At 56.3% G+C, this 21,250-nt stretch carries 18 protein-coding genes, 3 tRNA genes and 1 riboswitch; of the genes, 11 read left to right on the top strand and 10 right to left on the bottom strand.

The window, feature by feature from the left end:
* Positions 1 to 43 precede the first annotated feature (43 nt).
* A tRNA-Lys gene (locus A5774_RS02345) sits at positions 44 to 116 on the bottom strand.
* Positions 117 to 511: 395 nt separating this feature from the next.
* Between A5774_RS02345 and A5774_RS02340 the strand changes: the two genes are divergently transcribed.
* Together A5774_RS02340 and A5774_RS02335 are read left to right on the top strand one after the other, a co-directional pair.
* Positions 512 to 1,660: an Ig-like domain-containing protein gene (locus A5774_RS02340; protein ID WP_082936064.1), complete on the top strand. Its 1,149-nt coding sequence runs from the start codon at positions 512 to 514 to the stop codon at positions 1,658 to 1,660.
* A gap of 115 nt (positions 1,661 to 1,775) precedes the next feature.
* Positions 1,776 to 4,184, top strand: a complete 2,409-nt coding sequence (locus tag A5774_RS02335) for an ATP-dependent RNA helicase (protein WP_064833198.1) — start codon at positions 1,776 to 1,778, stop codon at positions 4,182 to 4,184.
* 3 nt (positions 4,185 to 4,187) lie between these two features.
* Here A5774_RS02335 and A5774_RS02330 read toward each other — a convergent pair whose 3' ends face one another.
* From A5774_RS02330 to A5774_RS02310, 5 genes are all read right to left on the bottom strand, one after another.
* Positions 4,188 to 4,856: a GntR family transcriptional regulator gene (locus A5774_RS02330; protein WP_027018035.1), complete on the bottom strand. Its 669-nt coding sequence runs from the start codon at positions 4,854 to 4,856 to the stop codon at positions 4,188 to 4,190.
* A 121-nt stretch (positions 4,857 to 4,977) separates the two neighbouring features.
* Positions 4,978 to 5,053 (bottom strand) — tRNA-His (locus A5774_RS02325).
* A gap of 49 nt (positions 5,054 to 5,102) precedes the next feature.
* Positions 5,103 to 5,783 carry an oligoribonuclease gene (gene orn, locus A5774_RS02320; RefSeq protein ID WP_064833196.1) on the bottom strand — a complete coding sequence of 227 codons (681 nt, stop codon included), beginning with the start codon at positions 5,781 to 5,783 and terminating at the stop codon, positions 5,103 to 5,105.
* A gap of 83 nt (positions 5,784 to 5,866) precedes the next feature.
* Positions 5,867 to 6,664: a mycolate reductase gene (gene cmrA, locus A5774_RS02315; RefSeq protein WP_064833195.1), complete on the bottom strand. Its 798-nt coding sequence runs from the start codon at positions 6,662 to 6,664 to the stop codon at positions 5,867 to 5,869.
* Positions 6,665 to 6,823: 159 nt separating this feature from the next.
* Positions 6,824 to 6,897: transfer RNA gene (locus tag A5774_RS02310), tRNA-Arg, on the bottom strand.
* 109 nt (positions 6,898 to 7,006) lie between these two features.
* On the opposite strand from A5774_RS02310, the gene A5774_RS02305 reads away from it, so the two are divergent.
* The 8 genes from A5774_RS02305 to A5774_RS02270 all read left to right on the top strand — a co-directional run bounded on the left by A5774_RS02305 (position 7,007) and on the right by A5774_RS02270 (position 16,563).
* The gene (locus A5774_RS02305; RefSeq protein WP_064833194.1) at positions 7,007 to 9,286 is read left to right on the top strand and encodes a cytochrome c oxidase assembly protein; all 2,280 of its coding nucleotides are present in this window, start codon (positions 7,007 to 7,009) and stop codon (positions 9,284 to 9,286) included.
* 66 nt (positions 9,287 to 9,352) lie between these two features.
* A complete protein-coding gene (locus A5774_RS02300) occupies positions 9,353 to 10,354 on the top strand; it encodes a GDSL-type esterase/lipase family protein (protein WP_064833193.1) in 1,002 nt (333 codons plus the stop codon).
* Positions 10,355 to 10,594: 240 nt separating this feature from the next.
* Complete coding sequence (locus tag A5774_RS02295; protein ID WP_064833192.1) at positions 10,595 to 11,155, top strand: single-stranded DNA-binding protein; 561 nt, start codon at positions 10,595 to 10,597, stop codon at positions 11,153 to 11,155.
* Positions 11,156 to 11,273: 118 nt separating this feature from the next.
* Positions 11,274 to 12,944: an energy-dependent translational throttle protein EttA gene (gene ettA / locus A5774_RS02290; protein ID WP_021352961.1), complete on the top strand. Its 1,671-nt coding sequence runs from the start codon at positions 11,274 to 11,276 to the stop codon at positions 12,942 to 12,944.
* Positions 12,945 to 12,996: 52 nt separating this feature from the next.
* Positions 12,997 to 13,605, top strand: a complete 609-nt coding sequence (locus A5774_RS02285; protein ID WP_082936063.1) for a thioesterase family protein — start codon at positions 12,997 to 12,999, stop codon at positions 13,603 to 13,605.
* Positions 13,605 to 14,306 carry a hypothetical protein gene (locus A5774_RS02280; protein ID WP_064833191.1) on the top strand — a complete coding sequence of 234 codons (702 nt, stop codon included), beginning with the start codon at positions 13,605 to 13,607 and terminating at the stop codon, positions 14,304 to 14,306. The genes A5774_RS02285 and A5774_RS02280 overlap by 1 nt, the downstream gene beginning before the upstream one ends.
* A gap of 196 nt (positions 14,307 to 14,502) precedes the next feature.
* The gene (locus A5774_RS02275) at positions 14,503 to 15,567 is read left to right on the top strand and encodes a DUF418 domain-containing protein (protein ID WP_021352964.1); all 1,065 of its coding nucleotides are present in this window, start codon (positions 14,503 to 14,505) and stop codon (positions 15,565 to 15,567) included.
* A 63-nt stretch (positions 15,568 to 15,630) separates the two neighbouring features.
* Positions 15,631 to 16,563 carry a trypsin-like serine protease gene (locus tag A5774_RS02270; RefSeq protein WP_023018304.1) on the top strand — a complete coding sequence of 311 codons (933 nt, stop codon included), beginning with the start codon at positions 15,631 to 15,633 and terminating at the stop codon, positions 16,561 to 16,563.
* Between the two features lie 112 nt (positions 16,564 to 16,675).
* Here A5774_RS02270 and A5774_RS11445 read toward each other — a convergent pair whose 3' ends face one another.
* From A5774_RS11445 to thiC, 3 genes are all read right to left on the bottom strand, one after another.
* Entirely contained in the window at positions 16,676 to 16,867 is a 192-nt protein-coding gene (locus tag A5774_RS11445; RefSeq protein WP_193858443.1) for a hypothetical protein, read from the bottom strand.
* 206 nt (positions 16,868 to 17,073) lie between these two features.
* Positions 17,074 to 17,322, bottom strand: coding sequence for an antitoxin VbhA family protein (locus A5774_RS02260; RefSeq protein ID WP_023018302.1), 249 nt, complete (start codon positions 17,320 to 17,322; stop codon positions 17,074 to 17,076).
* 167 nt (positions 17,323 to 17,489) lie between these two features.
* Positions 17,490 to 19,331 (bottom strand): phosphomethylpyrimidine synthase ThiC, encoded by a 1,842-nt coding sequence (gene thiC / locus A5774_RS02255; RefSeq protein WP_197490224.1) that lies wholly within the window; start codon positions 19,329 to 19,331, stop codon positions 17,490 to 17,492.
* A riboswitch (TPP riboswitch) is annotated at positions 19,319 to 19,432 on the bottom strand. Its footprint overlaps the gene before it by 13 nt.
* A 241-nt stretch (positions 19,433 to 19,673) precedes the next feature.
* On the opposite strand from thiC, the gene ald reads away from it, so the two are divergent.
* Positions 19,674 to 20,762, top strand: a complete 1,089-nt coding sequence (gene ald, locus A5774_RS02250) for an alanine dehydrogenase (RefSeq protein ID WP_024272765.1) — start codon at positions 19,674 to 19,676, stop codon at positions 20,760 to 20,762.
* Between the two features lie 68 nt (positions 20,763 to 20,830).
* On the opposite strand, the gene A5774_RS02245 is transcribed toward ald, so the two are convergent.
* The coding region (locus A5774_RS02245) for an IS3 family transposase (RefSeq protein ID WP_156519522.1) at positions 20,831 to 21,250 on the bottom strand (420 nt) is incomplete at its 5' end.

The raw sequence follows: 21,250 nt of genomic DNA, 5'->3' as shown, positions 1-21,250 counted from the left end.
GGAAAGACCCCCGGCGGCGATGAGCCTACCGGGGGTGAGAAAGTGCGCCATCAGGGAATCGAACCCCGAACCCACTGATTAAGAGTCAGTTGCTCTGCCAATTGAGCTAATGGCGCGTAAGTGTTGATTATCTGAAGTGTTCATCTTCTCAACTCTTACTGTTGAACACTGTACCGTGCGCAACGAATAGATACTCTAGCAGTGGTTGTTGAATAAGAAAAATCGAGCCGTTGACCTGCTTTTTCTTCCTTGCTCGTGGGGTTTATGTGTGCTGTTTTTGCTGTTAACGCAACCGGGTCTGACAACGATTGATTAATAACACCCGGTTTATGCAACGATTCGGTTGCAAGTGCATAACTCATTGTGCAGAAGCGCAGGAAAGCATTAATTGTGGGTTAGGCTCGCTAGCAGAGTTTTCATGGTCCTGGGTACAGGTGCAAGCAGAAAAGTTAACAAAAATGCAGCTGTGTGCTGCGAAAGGAGTTCCGCGTTGACCTTCTGGTCTAAATCATTGTCCGCCCTCGCAATTGGAGGGCTGGTGTTGGGCCTTGCGGCCTGCGCGGATACCAGTTCTGAAACACAGCATTCTTCTGCAGCAGAAAGCCAGGATTTGGAGACTCCGCCGTCGGTAAGCGTGCAAGATGGCGCCACCGATGTTGATCCCACCGTGCCGGTAGAGGTCACCGGTGAAAACAAGCTGCAGACCGTCACCATGCTTAATGAGGTCGGCTATGAGGTGGAATCCGTGCTTTCCGACGATGGGAAGACCTGGAAAACCGACGAGGTCTTGGGTTATAACCGCAGTTACACCATCGAAGCAACTGATGTAGAAGGCAACACCACTACTGTTAGCTTCACGACGCCCCAGCCGGCCAGTCAATCTTCCGTTGCCATGGTGCCACTGCCCGATTCGACGGTTGGTGTTGGGCAGACGATTAATTTCCGTTTCGCGGGCACCGTGTATGACCGCCAAGCGGTGCAAGATGCGATCACCATTGAAACTTCCAATGACACCGTCGGTGCTTTTTATTGGATTAGCAACAGCGAGCTGCGCTGGCGCCCGAAAGAGTATTGGGAGCCAGGAACCACCGTGACTGTGCAAGCCGATATTTATGGCGTTGATATGGGTAAAGGCATGTGGGGAAGCAAGGACAATTCCACCAGCTTCACCATTGGGGATGATGTGCGTGCGGTCGTTGACAATGCTTCCAAAACCATGACCGTCACCCGCAACGGACAGACGCTGCGCAGCGTGCCGGTATCGCTGGGACGTTCGGAATATCCAACTCCGAATGGAACCTACCTCGTGGGCGATCAACATAATGAGCTCGTGATGGATTCCTCGACTTTCGGGTTGACCGGGCAGGGGGCTTATCGCACCGAAGTGAACTTTGCGACGCAAATGTCGTACTCCGGCATCTACGTGCATGGTGCGCCGTGGTCGGAGTGGGCCCAGGGCAAAACGAATACCTCGCACGGTTGCATCAATGTCACCGATGCTGATGCCCAGTGGTTCATGAACACTGTGAAGCGTGGCGACGTCATCGAGGTAAAAAACACTGATGGTGGAACCCTGTCAGGTTACGACGGCCTGGGAGACTGGAATATCAGTTGGGAAACTTGGTCAGCGGGCAACGTAAACGAAATCGGCTCCTGGTAACCGTGTGGTTAGACGCGGCGCAACCACCTGGTCAGACGCGGCGGCACCACCTTGTTGCGGACAACCCCAACAGCGGCGCTGCCAGCCCTAGAATGCGTGAATAACTATGACGTGCATCTTTGATCTGTCCCGCATCGGCGCAGGCCTGCCTGTTGCCGAGACCATTGCTAGTTTGCCTGCCGAAGGCAACGTCGTTGTGCAAGCCCCACCCGGAACCGGTAAAACCACCCTGCTTCCACCGGCGCTGGCGAACCAAGCTGCACAAAACGCCGCACAGAATGCCGCCACCGAGCGAGAATCCTCCGTCGGCAAGATCATCGTGACTGCCCCACGCCGGGTTGCCGTCCGAGCGGCCGCGCATCGTTTGCGCACACTTTCTGGCCAGCCGGAGCTCGTAGGCCATTCCATTCGTGGCGAATCGGTACCCGGCACAGCCGTCGAGTTTGTCACGCCCGGGGTGCTTCTTCGACGTTTGTTGCGCGATCCTGAGCTGCCTGGGGTCGCAGCTGTTGCAATTGACGAGGTCCACGAACGCCAACTCGACACCGATTTGGTGTTGGGCATGTGCCTGGAGTTGGCGCAGTTGCGTGCAGATTTCCGGGTTATCGCAATGTCTGCCACCGTGGATGCGCAGCGTTTTTCCCAGCTCATGGACGCCCCGGTGCATGTTACGGAGGCTGTGATTCACCCGTTGGAGATCAGTTACGCACCGGCACCCGGTCGGGCGGCAGGCGAACGTAGTTTTTATCGCCACTTGGCGCAACAGGCCGCCGAGCAGGCGTCGGCAAGCGCGGGATCGACGCTGGTTTTTGTGCCCGGTGTGCGCGAAGTTAACCAGGTGTGCGCGGAATTGACCACGCTTGTCGACGCCAACACCCCCGTTTTCCCATTGCACGGGCAGCAAACCACCGATGAGCAAGATCGCGCACTATACACCGATAGCAGGCGCATCGTGGTGGCAACTTCCATTGCGGAATCGTCACTGACTGTGCCCGGGGTGCGTGCTGTTGTGGATGCAGGGCTGGCTCGGTTGCCACGCCGGGATGCGCAGCGGGGTATGTCGGGGTTGGTGACGGCGTCGACCAGCAAATCTAGTGCTGACCAGCGGGCGGGACGCGCCGGGCGTGAGGGGCCGGGGACTGTCGTGCGCTGCTATTCGCAAGAGGATTACCAGCATTTTGCGCCGCATATTAGCCCGGAGATCCTTAGTGCAGACCTGACACAAGCCGCCCTATTTTTAGACACCTGGGGTGCTGGCGATGATTTCCCTCTGTTGGACCAACCGCCGGCCACAGCGATGGCTGCTGCCCGCACCACCTTGCAGCGCATTGGCGCCAGCAAAGAATTGGCCCTCTTGCCGACGGACCCTCGTCTTGGGGCAGCGCTGTTACGTTATGGTTCCGGGGCTGCGGAGACTATCGCGAAACTCGACGAGGAGCCTCGCGGTGATATTACGCGTGCGCCTGCACAGAAACGACTGGTGCAGCGCCTGGCCAGGTTGGTGCCGGACCTAGGCCCGGTGGATCCCGGGGCAGTGGTCGCGACTGCTTATCCGGAGCAAGTAGCGCGTGCGGTGTCGGCCGGGGCATCTGGCCTTCGTTCTGGCTCGGGCTCTGGTGCTAGCCCTAGCTCTGGGGCTGGGACTAGCCGCGAATATCTTCTGGCGAGCGGCACGCGGGCGCGCCTGTTGTCGGATTCCAGTCTGGTGGATGCAGAATGGCTTGCGGTTGCAGAGATTTCGTTGTCGAACGCCGGAAACGCGATCATCCGGTCCGCCGCGCGGATAACGGAAGACGATGCCTTGGAGGCCATCGGAGTGGAAGAAACCACAACCGCGACTGTGGACGGCGGCAAGATTCGAGGCAGAAAGCGTCGACGAGCCGGAGCAATCGAGTTATCTTCGACACCGGTGCAGGTCACTGGCGACGCCGCTGCCGAGGCCGTCGCAGAAAGCATTCGGGAACACGGGCTCGGATTATTCGAGTGGTCTGCGTCGGCAAGTAATTTCTCCGCCCGGCTACGTCACCTGCACGAATATTACGGTCCGCCGTGGCCGGATGTGGCTGCTGCAGACCCAGCAATGTGGTTGGCACCAGAATTAGAACAGATTGCCGCGGGCACAGCGATTAGCAAAATCGATCTTTATCCCGCGTTGCAACGCCTATTACCATGGCCAGAGGCCACTCGGCTCGAAGAGTTAGCGCCGGAGCGGATGCCGGTGCCTTCGGGAAGAAGCGCGTGGCTAGATTGGTCTGGTGCGCGGCCAGTGGCGAGCGTCAAGCTACAGGAATGCTTCGGGCTGGTGGAATCCCCAGTGTATTGCGGCAAGCGGGTGCAGTTTCACCTGTTGTCACCGGCAGGAAGACCGTTGGCGATTACTGATGATTTGGCAAGTTTTTGGTCTGGCCCCTATGCCGGGGTCCGCGCGGAGATGCGCGGGCGCTACCCGAAACACCCGTGGCCGGAAGACCCGTGGTCGGCGACTGCTACGGCGAAAACGAATGCGAAGTTGCGCAAGCACTGATAATTAGTCAGCCCATTCTTTGCGCACATGCCCGATATGGGTGCGCACGATGGCTTCCATAGCGGCGGCATCTTGTGCGAGCGCAGCGTCGATCATGGCTTCGTGCTCCCGGGAGCTGGCAACCAGGTTGCCGGCCTCGGCGAGCGGACGCAGGCCAGTCACGCGGCTGCGGGTACGCAAACTGGATACGGTTTCCACGATCACGGGATTGCCGGCTAGTGCTAGGAAATCACAATGGAAGCGCAGGTCCGCCTGCAAATAGGAGACTAGGTCGCCGCGCTCGGCGGCGTCATTCAGCTCATGTGCCAGGGCGCGTAGCTCTGTGACTTTTTCTGCGATTTCGCCGGTGCAGATCCGCGCGACTTTCGCCATGGTGGGCACTTCCAACAGGATGCGGGCTTCGGCTGCGCCGTCGAGGGTTTCCGCGGAAAGCTCGGTCACCTTATAGCCGGTATTGCGCATTTTTGTGACCATGCCTTCGCGTTCGAAATACAGCATGGCCTCGCGTACCGGGGTAGCTGAAACGCCCATTTGGGCAGCCAGTTGTGGCGCCGAGTAAATCTCGCCGGGGGCGAGTTCGCCGGTGATTAGGCCGGCGCGGATGGACTCGGAGACTTGATCACGCAGGGATGTTGCGCGAGCAGAAATCTGGGGGAATTGAGCGTAGGCCATGCTGCAAGCTTACTTGGCGTTCGTGCGTGGAAATTCCTTGGTCCGGGTATCTCGTAGACTTAACTTGGTATACGTAAAACACCCTCTTGGTCGCATTTCCGCGGTCAAGAGGGTGAAACTTTGGGGTGGCTGACGGGGCTCGAACCCGCGACACCTAGGATCACAACCTAGTGCTCTACCAGCTGAACTACAGCCACCATCGCTACTCTAAAGCAGCACGCATTAGATTAGCGCATTATCGCGCGTTTACAAAAACCGCTGGTAAGTGGTGGTAGCGGCTTCTTTTGCACGTGTTGCATCGGTACTAGAAAGCTGATTCGGATCCACAAAAACCGCGCGCCGGTAGTAATCCAACTCGCGGATGGATTCCACAATGTCTGCCAGCGCGCGGTGTGCCTGGCCTTTATCTGGCTGCTGGAAATACGCCCGCGGGAACCAGCGTCGGGAGAGTTCTTTGATTGTGGAGACATCCACCATGCGGTAGTGCAGGCGTTGGTCTAACTTCGGCATGTATTCCTGGATAAAGCGGCGATCGGTAGCAATCGAATTGCCAGCCAGCGGAACGGCCCAGTCCGCTTCGCAATGTTGGGCAATCAAATCTAAAACGGCCTGCTCGGCGTCACCGATGCTGGTGGTAGATTCCGCAATTTCCTTATCCAGGCCAGACGCTTGGTGCATGCGCACGACCACATCATCCATCTTTGCTAGTTCTTCTGCGCTGGCATGGATGACCGCAGAGTAGCCGTCGCCAAGAATGTTCAGGTTGGCATCAGTAACCAATGCCGCAACCTCGACGATGACGTGCTGCTTCGGGTCCAGCCCGGTCATTTCCAGGTCGATCCACACCAGCCGGTTGCTTTTTGCTGGGATATTAGCTGCAGCAGCGTCTTCGTTTGGCCGGGAATTTTCTGAATTAGTAGTGGTCATAAGCAAGAATTTCCTGTGGTGAAATATTTAGTCGGTTTTAGTCGGTTTTAATCAGCGCTATCGGTGCCATCAGAGCATCTCAACTAACCCATCTTGGAATAAAAACTGCCGACCAAAGGTGCGATCAACGGTACGGGCACGATTTGGCTGAGTACGTTCATCGCCTTCGACAGTGGGCCGGGAACCACGCGGCGTCGGTTTTTTGCCATCGCCTCCAGAGTTTCGGCCGAGCATGATTCGTAGGTGGTCCACAAGAAATCTGGCACGACCTTGTCGACGATTGACTGCTCCTCATCGGGAACGACGGCATCGCGCACAGGCCCTGGGGCAAGCAGCGTGCAGCTGACGCCGGTGCCTTTCAGTTCGTAGTGCAACGCCTCGGTAAAAGCATTGACGCCGGCTTTGGTGAACACGTAGGTGGCATTATTCGGGATCGGGATATTGCCTGCGGCGGAGCCGACGTTGCAGATCGCGCCCTCACCACGCTCTAGCATGGGGCGGACAACCGCGTTGGTGATGCGGTGGACAGCGGTGGCGTTCAGGTGAAACTGGTTGGTTTCATAATCCCAATCCTGGTCGACGAATTTGCCGAAGCTTGCAATGCCAGCCGAGTTTATTGCGATAGAGACGTTTTTATCTTTCAGGTATTCCAACAAACCCGTGACTTCGTCGTAGTTGGACAGGTCTGCGGCAAAAACTTCGGCTGTGATGCCGTGGGAGCTGAGTTCGTCGGCAAGGGTTTGCAAGACTTGCTCACGGCGGGCGACGAGAATCAGGTTGTGGCCGGCTTTGGCGAGATCGCGTGCCATGGCCTCGCCGATGCCTTGACTGGCGCCTGTGACCAGGGCAAAAGTTTCTGGTCGCGGGTGGGGAAGAGCCATGGTTCTCCTTAACGATGTGCGCTCACCGCAGTGGCGGAGGTAAGGCACACTGGGGAGTCGCTGTTGCGTAGCTGTCTTGGGGTCTTGTTGCGTTCAACCCTACCTTGGTGCGAAACAGGAGTGTGCCGCCGATAAGAGGCTCGGTTATAGCCATAAAAGTGCCCCCAGCAGGATTCGAACCCGCGACCGACGGGGTAGAAACCCGTTGCTCTAATCCACTGAGCTATGGAGGCCGACAGATCACGCCAATGAGCGTTGATCCGCATAAAAACTATACCGGATTGTCTAAGTAAGTGACACACGGGTTCAGAATCCCGGGCGATCGGTTGTAGGTTAGAGCCTATGCCTACCCCGACCTCTCGTGTGCGTTCCACCTGGCCCTGGTACTTGGCAATGCTGCTGGTCGCTGGTCTTGCCGCCGGCATTATTTCTGCGCAATTTCTCGCAGAATCGCTCGCAGCGCTCGGTATCCCAGACCCAGGCATGCTGACCACCTTTGGTCTGCCATTTTTCCGCGCGGCTGCTTGGATTCTGGTCGCGCTCGCCGTCGGTTCCTATCTGCTTACCGCATTCCTCATTCCACCGCGGATGCCCGATTCTGCTGCAAGCGATCCCACCCCTAATTTTGGTCTTGCCGAAGCGCGCTTAAGCGTCGACGGACACCTGGCGGCGCGCACTGGTGCACTGAGTTTGCTTAGTGTCGCCGTCGTCGCACTGGTGATGGTCTCGATGACGTTTTCCGATGTCTCCGGCACCCCATTTTTCAGTACCTTCGCGCATTGGAATGTGGCCCTAGACCAGGTTGCCGAAGCGAAATCCTGGCTGATCATGTCGCTTATGGCTGCTGTTGTCGGCATCGTCGGTTTATTCGCACGTCGCTGGACCATGCAGCCAATCTTGCTCATCGGCGCGGTACTCACCGTCGTTCCGCTGGGTATGGAAGGCCACTCGGCATCTGGTGGTGATCACGACTGGGGCACAAATTCCTACCTCTGGCACTTGGTGTTCATGGTGCTGTGGATCGGCGGGCTCACCGCCTTGATCGCGCACTCGCGCCGCCTCGGCGAGCATCTTGAACTTGCCGTTCGCCGCTATTCCACGTTGGCGTTGTTTGCGGCGGCAGTAATGGCAATTTCCGGCGTCGTCAACGCTGCCTTGCGTATTGGCCCACACCATATCTTTACGACGAACTACGGCTGGATCATCACCGCCAAAACCGTGCTCACCCTCGTCCTCGTCGGCCTAGGCTGGCTTCACCGTCAGCGCAGCATCCCACAATTAGCGCAACGCCCGGGGGTTTTCCGTCGCATCGCCATCGTGGAAGTCCTCGTCATGGCACTGACTGCAGGCATCGCCGTAACGATGGGGCGCACCCCGCCACCTGCACCGGATGACCCAAACTTGTCGACGATGGAAATCACCGTCGGCTACGACATCCCATTTGAGCCAGACATTCTTAATGTGTGGACTATCTGGCGTTTCGACGTCATGTTCAGTGCATTGGGAATCCTTCTGGCCGCAGGCTACCTATATGCGGTTCGTCGTGCGCGTCGCACCGGGCACGACTGGTCGCGTGGTCGCACTGCCTGGTTCTTGTTGGGATCACTCGGCATGGCGGTGATTATGAGCTCGGGCGTCGGCATGATCATTCCGGCGACCTTCTCCATGCACATGATCGGCCACATGCTGTTGTCGATGACCTTCCCGGTGTTCCTGGTGTTGGGCGCGCCGCTGACGCTGATCATGACGGCTTGGGAGCCAGGCGAGGCGGGCAAGCCGAACCTGCATGATTGGGCTCGGGCGTTCTGTCAGTCGCGTGGGCTGTCCATTATTACCTATCCGCCAGTGAACCTCGCGCAATTCATCTTTGTGTTTTATGCGTTGTACTTGAATTTTGATTGGTACCAGGCTGCGATTTCGGATCACGCCGGTCACGTGATCATGAACTGGGCATTTTTGGTTTCTGGCTACATTTATTTCTGGGAAGTCATGGGGCCGGATCCTTTGCCGGGGCGTAAGCAGCCGTTGGTGCGTTTGGCCTGGCTGTTTTTCTCCATGCCGATTCACCTCTACCTGGGCGTGTACATGATGCAGCTCACCGAGATTTACGGTGAGGAGTTTTACACCTCGATTAACTTGCCATGGACGATTGATTTGCTGGCGGATCAGCGCGTCGGCGCTGGTATTGGTTGGGCTGCCGGTTCGTTCCCGCTGATTGTTGTATTCGGTGAGCTATTCCGACAGCTGTTTACTTATGACCGCGAACAGCAAAAAGCCATCGATGCGGAGATGGACCGGGTGCCAGATCATAATCTCGCCCACGCTGGCCTTGCCGACGCAGGCCTCGTCGGCTCTGGTCTTGCCGACGACGACCTTGCCGACGACGACCGGCTTTATGCACAGAAAACTGTTGGTGTTCAACAGTCTGAAAAAACGCCGAAAAAAGACTCTGGATTCGGTAATGATTCTGGTAATGAATTAGATTTATACAATGCGATGTTGGAAAAGATGAGCCGCGGAGAACACATCGAGGATGAGTATCACGAATCCGAGATGGGCCAATCCCGTTTCCGTAGGAAACGTGGCGGGGATGGCTCCGGCTGGGGGAACGCCCCGGAATAGGGGCTTGGAGCGCGCCAACACTTGCCGGCAATCCTCTGACTGTCAACCACCAAGGAATTTTTCGTTATGAAAAAGAGCCCACTCGCCGTTGCGCTGAGCGCACTGGCTACTGCTGCACTCTGTTTGACTGCTACGCCAGGTACCGCTGGTGCTTCGCCGTCGGCAGAGGCCTCGAGCTCAGGCTCCAGTTTTTCGTCAGAAGATGGTAGCTCCAGTTCAAGCTCTAGCCGCCATGCGGTTGGGGTGCGAGGGGATTCCACAAACCCAGGCAAGCAATTGGTCACAATGGGGGATTCGTTTACCGCTAACGGCCACGTTCGTGGTTTCCGCTGGTTGCAGCGGGGAACACCACAAGAAAGCTTGGGTTCTTCGTCTAGTTCGAGTAATTCCGGTAAAGGTTTCGTCCGGCCGGTTGAATTAGGCCTGAGTGGGTGTGGGCAGGATCCAGATAACTGGCCACGTCAGTTGGCAGGCATGACTGGGCGTAGCTTGGGTGATTACTCATGCAACGGGGCAACTTCCCGCAGCGTCGTTGAGCATCAGCTGGAGCAAGCTGTGCGCGATGGCAATATCGGCCCGGCTACCGAGGAAGTTGTGATTGCGGTGGGCGGCCTTGATCCGTGGCGGTTTAAATTGGATGAGATTCCATTTCCGTACCCACAGGCAGTGATTGACCGCTACAAAGCCCGCGTAGCGAATATCACTCACCAGGTGCGTGAGCTCGCACCGAATGCGCGGGTGACTATACCTTCGTATTTGAGTGTTTCCTCACCGCAAGGTCACGTTTGCTTCGTCAATGTGATCCCGAATCAGCCGCTGGGCTTTATCGTGCCGGGCGCACGCCAGGTGGAAGCAGCTCTGGCGAATGTGCAACGGGAGGCGGCAGCGGAAGCGGGCGCGCGATTCGTCGACGTTCGTGCCGCAACGCGTGATCACCACACCTGTGCGCCCGATGCTGAGCGTTATGTATCTGCGGTGTGGCTGGATATTACTTCGCCAACCCACACCATGGCTATGCACCCGACAACCAAGGGTTCGCAAGCTATTGCTGCTGAAATTGCGCGTTAACTTCCGCATATAGCCTTGGGTGGCGCGAATAATACACCCTGGCACATCGTAATTTTCGGTATGGCAGGGTATTTGTGTGTGCAACTGTGCCAGCACAATTCGTGCGATTTCTGTGGATAACTGTATTTATTCACAACCAGGCGGCCGCAGTGATTGGTTTGGCCATCGTTTCCCCAGACACTAGGTGTTACCAGCGCAGATCGCGTTGGTTACCTAAAGATTTGGAAGGGAGCGCACACTATGTCGCAACACCACATCACCATCACCGGTCGGATTACCCAAGAACCCAGCCTGCGTCGCGTTGCTGGAGGAAATTGCGTGCTTGATATGCGCGTTGCTTCCTCTCGTGCGGTGCGTGACGAGGAACAAGAATCCGGGTGGCGGGATTATGACAATCTGTTTCTGGACGTTGAAGCCTGGGGGCAATTGGCTGTTAACACAGCTGCGAGCTTGCACAAAGGGTACCCAGTAGTACTGGTGGGGTCACTGGTGACCCAGCAGTGGGAAGATAATGAGGAAAAGCGACACTCGAAAACGGTGTTGAAAGCCACTCACATTGCCCCAGACCTTGCACACTATGCCGCAGCCTTGACCAAGAGGAAAGCAGATCGTGATGATAATGGCGGGGTGGTTCTTAACGTCGAAGGCGTCGTCTTTGATCAGGATGCGCTTGCTGGCCCATCTGCATCCGGGTTTGCGGACAAATCAGCGACTCCGTTTGGCGAACAATCAGGAACGGATAATAAGAAAGCAAACAAGCAAGCTACACAAAACGCCGCAGTACCTGTCGGTGCACACTAGTTAGCCACAGTGACGCCTATATCGTGCGGGATCTGTGGTGGGGCGGCAGTTAAAGTCATGTATTCTCGTCAGAGATAAAGATTTAGTGTCGTTCCACCTAATTTCGCGAAGGGGAAATATGGGCGAGTTCATCTATACGATGAAAAATGTACGCAAAACTGTTGGTGACAAGGTCATTCTTGACGACGTCACCATGGCTTTTTACCCCGGCGCAAAGATCGGCGTCGTCGGCCCGAACGGTGCCGGTAAGTCGTCGATTTTGAAGATCATGGCCGGAATGTCTGAGCCATCCAACGGCGAAGCATTCTTGGATCCGGGTGCTACCGTCGGCATCCTGCAGCAGGAGCCACCGCTGAACGAGGAAAAGACCGTTCGCGGCAACGTAGAAGAAGGTCTCGGCGAGATCTTTGAAAAGAAGCAACGCTTTGAAGCCATTGCAGAAGAGATGGCCACCAATTACACCGACGAGCTCATGGAAGAGATGGGCAAGCTCCAGGAAGATCTGGATAATGCGGATGCTTGGGAAGTCGATTCCAAGATTGAACAGGCTATGGAAGCGCTGCGCTGCCCGCCTTCGGATGAGCCCGTCACTAACCTTTCCGGTGGTGAGCGCCGTCGTGTAGCTTTGGCGAAGCTGCTTTTGTCGGAACCAGACTTGCTGCTTCTTGACGAGCCAACTAACCACCTGGATGCCGAGTCCGTGCACTGGCTGGAAAAGCACCTGGAAAACTACCCAGGTGCGGTTTTGGCAGTGACCCACGACCGCTACTTCCTGGATAATGTTGCGGGCTGGATTTGTGAGGTGGACCGCGGCAAGCTGCACCCTTATGAGGGCAATTACTCGACCTACCTGGAAAAGAAGCAGGAGCGTCTGCAGGTTGCTGGTAAAAAGGATGCCAAGCTGCGTAAGCGTTTGAAGGATGAGCTGGAATGGGTTCGTTCTGGTTCCAAGGCGCGTCAGGCGAAGAACAAAGCGCGTTTGGAGCGCTACGAGGAAATGGCTGCCGAGGCCGAGCAGTACAAGAAACTGGACTTCGAAGAAATCCAGATCCCTACGCCTCCGCGTCTGGGCAACAAGGTTGTCGAAGCAGACAACCTGACCAAGGGCTTTGGCGACCGTACCTTGATCAAGGATTTGTCGTTCACCTTGCCACGCAACGGCATCGTGGGTGTGATTGGTCCCAACGGTGTGGGTAAGACCACGCTGTTCAAAACCATCGTTGGCCTGGAAGAAGCAGATGCGGGCAAGGTTAGCGTCGGTGAGACAGTGCAGCTGTCATATGTAGACCAGAACCGGGAAAACATTGACCCAGAAGCAACCGTCTGGGAGGTTGTTTCCGGTGGGCTGGACTATATCCACGTGGGCCAGAACGAAATGCCTTCGCGCGCGTATCTTTCTGCCTTCGGTTTCAAGGGCCCAGATCAGCAAAAGCCATCCAAGGTGCTTTCCGGTGGTGAGCGCAACCGTCTGAACCTGGCGTTGACACTGAAAGAGGGCGGAAACCTGATCTTGCTCGACGAGCCAACTAACGATTTGGACGTTGAGACCTTGGGTTCGTTGGAAAACGCGCTGGAGAAATTCCCGGGCTGCGCCGTGGTTATTTCCCACGACCGCTGGTTCTTGGACCGCACCTGTACCCACATTCTGGCCTGGGAAGGCAACGTGGAAGAAGGCCAGTGGTTCTGGTTCGAAGGTAACTTTGGCGACTATGAGAAGAATAAGGTGGAACGACTCGGCGAGGAAGCTGCTCGTCCATCCCGCGTCACCCACCGTAAGCTGACTCGCTAACGCTACTCAGTAGTAACAGGCGAGCACTCTAGAAAGGTTTCCAAGGTTTTCCATGGCAGATAACCCGGCAATTCATCAATATCGCGTGCCTTTGCGCTGGTCGGATTTCGACCGCTACGGGCATGTGATGAACGCCAATTATGTGGAAATCGCCCAAGAGGCTCGCCTGGCGTACAAAGAGGCTTATTTTGATCCCGCTGGGATGGAAGATTTTGCTGCTTTTGTGCGCAAACTGGACCTAGATTTCCGGAAACCGATTGAGCCGGAAGGCAATTCGGTGCTGTTGGTCGAATCCCAGGTCGTTGAGGTAGGAAATTCTTCTTTTGTGACCCGCCAAGAGATCAAGGATAAACACGGGCGTATTGCTTGCGTGGTGGAAACGGTCTCTGTGGCTGTGGATATGGATACGCAGATGCCACGCCCGTTGACGGAGGAAGAACGTGAAGTCATGCGTTTGGAATCCACCCTGGCTAAAGCTGCTGATAAAGCAGAAGCAGAATCGGGTTCTGGACCCAGCGCTAGGGGAGTCCAGGCGGACTCGCTCGGTGATGAAATCAGCTACGACGATGAAATCTCCTATGGCGATGAGGTCGACTACGGCGATGAAGTTGGTTACGGTGACGAAGTCGATTATGGCGATGAGATTGGTTACGACGATTAATGTCTGAATCCCTCGAAGTCACAGCAGGTGGCCCTGGGCTCCGCGCATTGGTTTCGCGTGCCGTTGGCTTGGATGCGAGCGCGTCGGCTCGGTTTCGAGTTCTCCAAGACGACGTCGGGGATGGTGACCTCATTGATGTTTTCGTGACCACCCCTTTTGAAGTGGTCGCTTGCCGCCGTATCAAAGGCACAGTATCCCGCGACGGTGCTGTGGTGGCAGCCAGTACTTTGCTGCATTGTTTGGAAACCGGACAGACTCATCTGGGGCCTGCCCGTGATACCTCTTGGCCAGGCGCGTTGCCACCGGCTGAGGGGTTCCAATTATTGGATAATTTGCCGGTGCATGTAGTGCGCGAACTCGCCGATAAAGGCCGGGATCTGGCCCGGCAATTTTCTGGGCCGATGGGCCCACCGCAGAGTTTGATGAACCAAACGGTACTTACCGTGAAACCGGAAACTGCCATCGACACGCACAGTGAACTCACAGTAAACCCTCAGTCTGTGGGTGCTGGCAGTAGTGAAGAAGTAGAAATCCCGATGCGGATGATTTTCGCCTGCACAAACTTAGGACTAATCCCGGGCTTCTCGGCACCCATGAATATTCCGCGTCACCTGCGGGTTTCTGCACAGGGCCGCTGGGCTCGTATAGATGCTCCTTTTGGTAGCGTCTACCATGCGCGCGGGTTGGCAATGCTGTTTTAGCCCCAAGTCGGGTTGTAATAGCAGCGGCACGCCACGCAAAGTAACAGTTATTTTCTAAAGAAAGATTCCCGCTCACGCTGGTTTCACAGCGTAAGCGGGATTTTTTCGGCATTCTGAACTTTCGGCCAGAGAACTGCCTGGAAGTCGGAAGTAATGCTGCAAGGAATTTTCAGTAACACGCGTTAGGGTTGGAGACATGCCAGATACTGTCCAACACACACCAGCCGTCACGGGGCGCATCATCGGAGTTGACGTCGCCCGTGGCATCGCCTTGCTGGCGATGATCATCGCACATTTATACCCGCTCAAAGGTTTCGCTGGAGCGTTCCTCGAAGGCTTTCCGTCGGCCCTATTCGCGGTTCTTTCCGGAATATCGATGACTATCATATTCAGCAAGCGCGGCGCCGTCGATGTTTTTATTCGTGGTGTCATTCTCGTGCTCATCGGCATCGTGGTTACCCCGTACGCCGGAACCATCATTGTGGTACTCAAAGCACTGGGTATTGGGTATATCGTGTTCGCATTACTGCAAATCCCACGCTGGTCCACTAAGTGGGTAAGCTTCGGATTCATCGTATTGCTCGCAGTATCTGGCATCGTGCGCGTGATTACGCTGCACACCACCTTGCATGCGTTGTTGCGTGAGCCGTATCCCATCGTGATGTGGCTGGCCTACATGGCGGCCGGTGTGCTTTTTGCGCACTGGTTGCGTGCCAATAACTGGCAGGTCACGCCATTTTCCACCAGAGGGTTCCTAGCTGCTGCTGCGGGGGTTGTGATTTCCGTGTTGGGCGTGTTGGCACGCGATTGGGTGGATTCGGCATATGCCGTTGCCACGCGAAACAACCTCGGGATTGCCGTGCACGGATTTTTGGACGCGAAGCCGCACAGCGGCGGGCTTGTCGACGGGCTAGCAACCATAGCGGGCTCGCTCACCATCATCTTGTTGTGCCTGCTGCTCGTCCAGACTGATCGTTGGGTCTTCCCACTCAAAGCAATGGGATCCATGGCCCTGACGGTGTATCTGGGACACGTGATTTCTGCCGGCATCATCAACCGTGGGCACATCGCCACCCAGTACCCAGAGCTGGCCATCGCCACCGTCGTGGTCGCGGTCGTCGGCACGAGTATCTGGGCAATGTTCTTCCGCTATGGCCCACTGGAATACGTGCTTGGAAAGGTGGCGCGCACAGGATCCCAGGCCGTAAATGGCCTGAGTGGCAAGCGAAGTGATAACCACAGCAGCAACCACGGTGGATAGTCACTGCGACAGCATAAACCCGACTAATAACTAATACCGATTCCGTATAGAAAGAAGCTCATTATGTCTCAGACTTCTAAGAACTCCAAGACCTCCCGTTTGCTGGCCATCGCCGCCCCAACCGTGGCTCTTGGTGCCACACTGGCTGCTGCCGTACCTGCGCAAGCCTTGATCAGTGATCAATTCGCTGAAGACAGTGTGCACGCTAATGCCGTGGTTTCCGAGCAGATCGGCGACGACGGCGACGAGGACGGAAACTGCACCGGTACCGCGGTGGCGGATTATTGGGTGGTGACCGCACGGCACTGCCTGGAAAACTCCGAAACCCCGGGCGGTAGCGTTCGCATTGGCCAAGGAGATGATCAAAAGCGGGTGAAGGTTGCGGACTGGTACAAAGCTCCAGCTGGTGATATCGGGTTGATTCGTACCGCGGAGCCAATTGGCTTGAAAGAATACCCGGAGATCATGCAAGAAACCCCGGCTGAGGGCGCAATCGAATCTTATGGCTGGTCTTCAGAGGGTACCGGCAAAACCGAGAAACTGCCCAAGGCAGATGGCAAAATCACAGAGCTGAATAATTTCGCGTTATTCGGCGGTGAGCAGGCTGCAATTGCTCGCCTAGATAATGATGCGGAATTCCAGCAAGGCGATTCCGGCGGACCGGTATTCATGGACGGCAAGCTTTACGGTGTGCTTTCGGCAGCGTTTAACCCAGATGATCCAGAGTCGACAACTTCTCCGGAATCTGTGGTGGCTCCTGCAGCCGAAAGCTACGACTGGATGATTCAGACCATGATCGAGCAGTCTGAGTCCGTCAGCTCTGAGGAAGCGAATGTTTCGCAGGGCGGCGGCAATACCTCCACGGACAGCACTGCCTCGGCTGCTGGGGAATCTGCAGATGATTCCAGCAACACCACCTGGTGGCTGCTTGGCGGCGGTGCGGTACTGGTAGCGCTGGTTGTCGGTTTGGGTATTGCGCGTAAGCCGAAGAAGTAGTAGGGCAGTGCTAGTGCAACGGAGCTAGCCCAGCGGTGCTTTCTCAACAGTGCTAAGGCAACGATGCTAGTGCAAGGGTGATATCGCCTGGTCGAGAACTTCGGCTAGGCGTTTATTGCTTGCGGGCATCCTCGTGCATGATTTCCGTGCCCGGATAATAGGTAAAAGCCATCGTCGGATTATCGGGGTCATCTGGGCGTAAAACATTAGGGCCTTCTTTAGTCATCCACCCGTGTGGGCCGACGCGAGGTTCCCCAGCCCAGTCATACACATCCTGGAAGATGTAGCCGTGAATTGCCTTCATATGCGCGTAGTCGAAATCGCCTGTAATTGGCCTTAGTCTGAGCTCATGCATCCGAAGAAAGCTTGCAGCCTCTTCTTTGGCGTGCAATATATTCGGGTTTGGCTCACCGTACGGCTTGCCTGGGGCCCGAAATTTATTACGGACCGTTTTGGTACTGGGAATGTAGTAATCTTCCCAGCTATTATATCCCCACCGCTGTTCCGGCATTAGAACCCATCGATGTGGGCGAGGGCGCGTTGCACAGCTTCATCACCGGAGATTTCTCCACTAGCAATTAACCGCCCAAGATCGCGGATATAGGGATCGGAAACTGAATGACCAGCTGCTCCAAGTGCGGCATCAGCAAGCGTTTGAGCTTCGGCAACATCTTCTGATTCCGTGATGACAGCGCTAGATTGAGCAGTCGCAGTGCTTGCTTTGGTCCCTGGCGCAGAACGCCGCAAAGGTACAGACATAAGAAAACCTCCGAGTTTCTCGTGCATTTCAGTTTACCCGGAAGGGCTTTAGCATGCAGGAGCTTCTTCGGAGGTTTTCCCAGCTCAGATCCTCATTTCAGGCGCCCAGTTCAGAGACTATTGCGCTGATTGGCGGTGGCATCCTTTAGCGCATGGTTAGCGCAAATTTAGCGCTTCGGCACGTAGCTTCCCTCGTGCTGGTATAGCTCCGAACCTTGCTCGCGGAACTCTTGGGCCTTTTCTTCCATGCTCTCTTCGACGGCTTCGCCATTGGCTTCCGCTACAGCAGCAGCGACATCATCGTCGACGGGCTTTTGGAAGGCTGGCATGCCCAGATCCGCCATATCGTCGCTGAATGCATCGCGAATATCTTGGCTAATGCGCATGGAACAGAACTTCGGGCCACACATTGAGCAGAAGTGCGCGGTTTTCGCTGGCTCCGCTGGCAGGGTTTCGTCGTGGTAGGCCTGCGCGGTGTCTGGGTCTAGCGACAGCGCAAACTGGTCGTGCCAGCGGAATTCGAAGCGTGCCTTCGACATGGCATCGTCCCATTCGTGCGCGCCAGGGTGCCCCTTGGCGACGTCTGCCGCGTGCGCGGCCAGTTTGTAGGTGATAACACCGGTTTTGACGTCGTCACGGTTCGGCAATCCAAGGTGCTCCTTTGGCGTGACGTAACACAGCATTGCGGTACCACCCATGGCAATATTGGCAGCGCCGATTGCTGAGGTAATGTGGTCATAGCCAGGGGCAATATCGGTAACCAACGGCCCGAGGGTATAAAACGGGGCGTCATTGGTCCAGGCCTGGGCGTGCTCGTTGTTGATCTGCACCTTGTCCAGTGGAACGTGGCCGGGGCCTTCGACCATCACTTGCACGTCGTATTCCCAGGCACGCTGGGTCAGCTTGCCGATGGTCTTCAGCTCCGCAAACTGCGCGGCGTCGTTGGCATCAGCAATGGAACCCGGGCGTAGGCCGTCGCCCAGTGAGAAGGCGATGTCGTAGCGGGCGAAGATCTCGCACAGCTCATCGAAGTTCTCGTACAGGAACGATTCCTTGTGGTGGGCCAGGCACCAGCCGGCCATGATGGAACCGCCGCGGGAAACGATGCCGGTCACGCGTTTGGTGGTCATCGGGATGTATGGCAGCAGCACACCAGCATGGATAGTCATGTAGTCCACACCTTGTTCTGCTTGCTCGATGACGGTATCGCGGAAGATCTCCCAAGTTAGATCCTCAGCCACACCGTTGACTTTTTCCAGGGCCTGGTACATCGGCACGGTACCAATCGGAACCGGCGAGTTACGCAAAATCCATTCGCGGGTGGTGTGGATATCATCGCCGGTGGATAGGTCCATCACGGTATCTGCACCCCAGCGGGTAGCCCAGCGCAACTTGGAGACTTCTTCTTCAATCGAGGACGTCACCGCAGAGTTGCCGATGTTGGCGTTGATTTTGGTGAGGAATTTCCGGCCGATGATCATTGGCTCGGATTCCGGGTGGTTGATGTTGTTCGGGATGATCGCTCGGCCACGGGCGATCTCGCTGCGCACGAACTCCGGATCGCAGTGTTCGCGTAGCGCAACAAACTGCATTTCTTTGGTGATGATGCCTTGGCGCGCATAGTGCATCTGGGTGACAGTTTTGCCTTCTTTGGAACGCAGTGGCGGGCGTGATTCACCCTTCCATTCCTGGCTAGCGGCGCCACGGCGTTGCGCGGAGCGGCCGTCGTCGGCAAGATCGCGTCCACGGCCGTCGTACTCTTCCACATCGTCACGGTCCTGGATCCACTGCAAACGCAGCGGCTTCAGCCCACGGTGCACATCGGCCTGCGGGCCGCGGGTGCGGTAAACGCGGAAAGGCTTGTTGGGGCCGGTGGGGGAATCATCAAGCTGAATCTCGGTTTCTGGAACTTCCAGGTCACCCTCGCGAATCGGGGAGTAGGAGTGCTTGAAATGAATCTCGTTTTCGGGGGCAGCGGTGTGCGCGTCATGGTTCGCCACAGTGCCCACCTCCTTCCTACGTTGGTACTAACCAACAGGTTCGAACGGTGCTCACGCGGTATTAGCGTGATCTCAGCCCTGTACCAGCAGGGCACCCGTGTGTGGTGCGTAAACTTGTCGACGGCTGCGTCCTGCGGGGCCTAAGGTAGGCGCGCTGAGTTTTCGTAAATCGATAGCTTTATCGAGAAATTTCAAAATTGTGGCGCATTTCGCAAAACCGTTGCTGCTAGCTTACAACACGTACCCTAGTGTAAGGCAAAGAGCTTTCGGCACCACCCCTTGTCGGAAACTCGTAATGCATGCCTGATGCACGAACATGCACAAAAGCAACCAGAATTGAGGATCAATCCTATGAAAATTGGTGTTCCCGCAGAAATCATGAACAGTGAAGGCCGCGTGGCGTTGAGCCCAGCGGCGGCGCAGGCGCTTGTCGACGACGGGCACGAGGTGCTCATCCAGTCCGGCGCAGGCGAAGGCTCCAGCTACGTCGATAGTGACTACACCGAGCGTGGCGCCACCATCGTCGATACTGCAGCTGATGCCTGGGCTGCCGAGATGGTGCTGAAGGTTAAAGAACCTTTGCAGGAGGAATACCAGTACCTGCGTGAGGATCTGCTGCTGTTTACGTATTTGCACCTCGCTGCTTCGCGTGAGCTGACCGACGCGCTCGTCGAGGCCGGCACCACGGCGTTGGCCTATGAAACTGTGACTGATAAAAACGGTGCCTTGCCGTTGCTGACTCCAATGTCGCAGGTGGCTGGCCGTTTGGCTGTGCTGGAGGGCTCCCACCATCTGTTGTCACACCACGGCGGCCGAGGCGTACTGCCTTCCGGTGTGCCGGGAACCAAGGCGGGCCGTGTCGTTGTGATCGGCGGTGGCCAGGTTGGTGCTTCTGCAGTGGCGATGGCGCATGGCCTCCGCGCAGAGACCACCGTGCTGGATATTGATGCTGGTACTTTGGCGCGTTTTGACGATCAGTACGCGGGAACTGTGCGCACCCAGATTTCTGATCCAGTGACCATCGAAGAGGAGCTGCTGGAAGCTGATCTGGTGATTGGTGCCGTTTTGGTTGCCGGCGGCAAGGCGCCAAAGCTGGTCTCTGAGGATTTGATCAAGCGCATGAAACGCGGTTCTGTGCTGGTTGATGTTGCTATCGACCAGGGTGGTTGCTTCGAGCCTTCCCGTAAGACCAGCCATCAGGATCCCGTGTTCCGCGTTGGTGATGCGTTGATGTACTGCGTGGCGAACATGCCGGGTGCCGTAGCTAATACGTCGACGCGTGCGCTGACTTCTGCGACGCTGCCGTATATCCGCGCGGTTGCTGCTGGTGGGGTGGATCAGGCTATTGAACGTTTCCCAGGTTTGGCTGATGGCTTGTCGACGCGCGACGGCAAGCTGATTTCCAAGCCGGTGCGTGAGGCCTTCGACTGGAAGGATTAGTAGTTCTGGAGATGCGAAAACGCCCCGACCAGTTTGAACTTGCCCCCGAAAGTTGGACTGGTTTAATTCTAGGCGGTTAGAGGCTTTAGGGTCTGGTTCCGGTATTGCACCGGAGTCAGGCCCTTGAGTCGTTTCTGGATGCGTTCATGGTTGTACCAACGAATGTATTCATCAATTGCGTGGTAGAACTCCTCTACACTGGTAAATGATTCACCGTGGTACATCTCTGACTTGAGGTGCCCGAAGAAGTTTTCCATCACCGCATTGTCGTAACAGTTTCCTTTCCTTGACATCGACTGTGTACCACCGATACCCGCGATAAGTGTGCGCCAGCTGGAATGCTGGTACTGGAATCCCTGATCGGTATGCACAACCAATCCTTGATCTGGTGATTCTTGTGCGATGGCATCGCGCAAAGACTGCGAGGTAAACGCCGTATTTGGTGAAGTTGAAACGCTGTACGACACGATCGAGCGATCGCATAAGTC

It is taken from the genome of Corynebacterium sp. EPI-003-04-2554_SCH2473622, from assembly GCF_001665955.1.
Taxonomy (GTDB): Bacteria; Actinomycetota; Actinomycetes; order Mycobacteriales; family Mycobacteriaceae; genus Corynebacterium; species Corynebacterium pseudodiphtheriticum.
The sequence above is the reverse complement of the archived record's forward strand: the minus strand, read 5'-3'. Positions and strand labels throughout refer to the sequence as shown.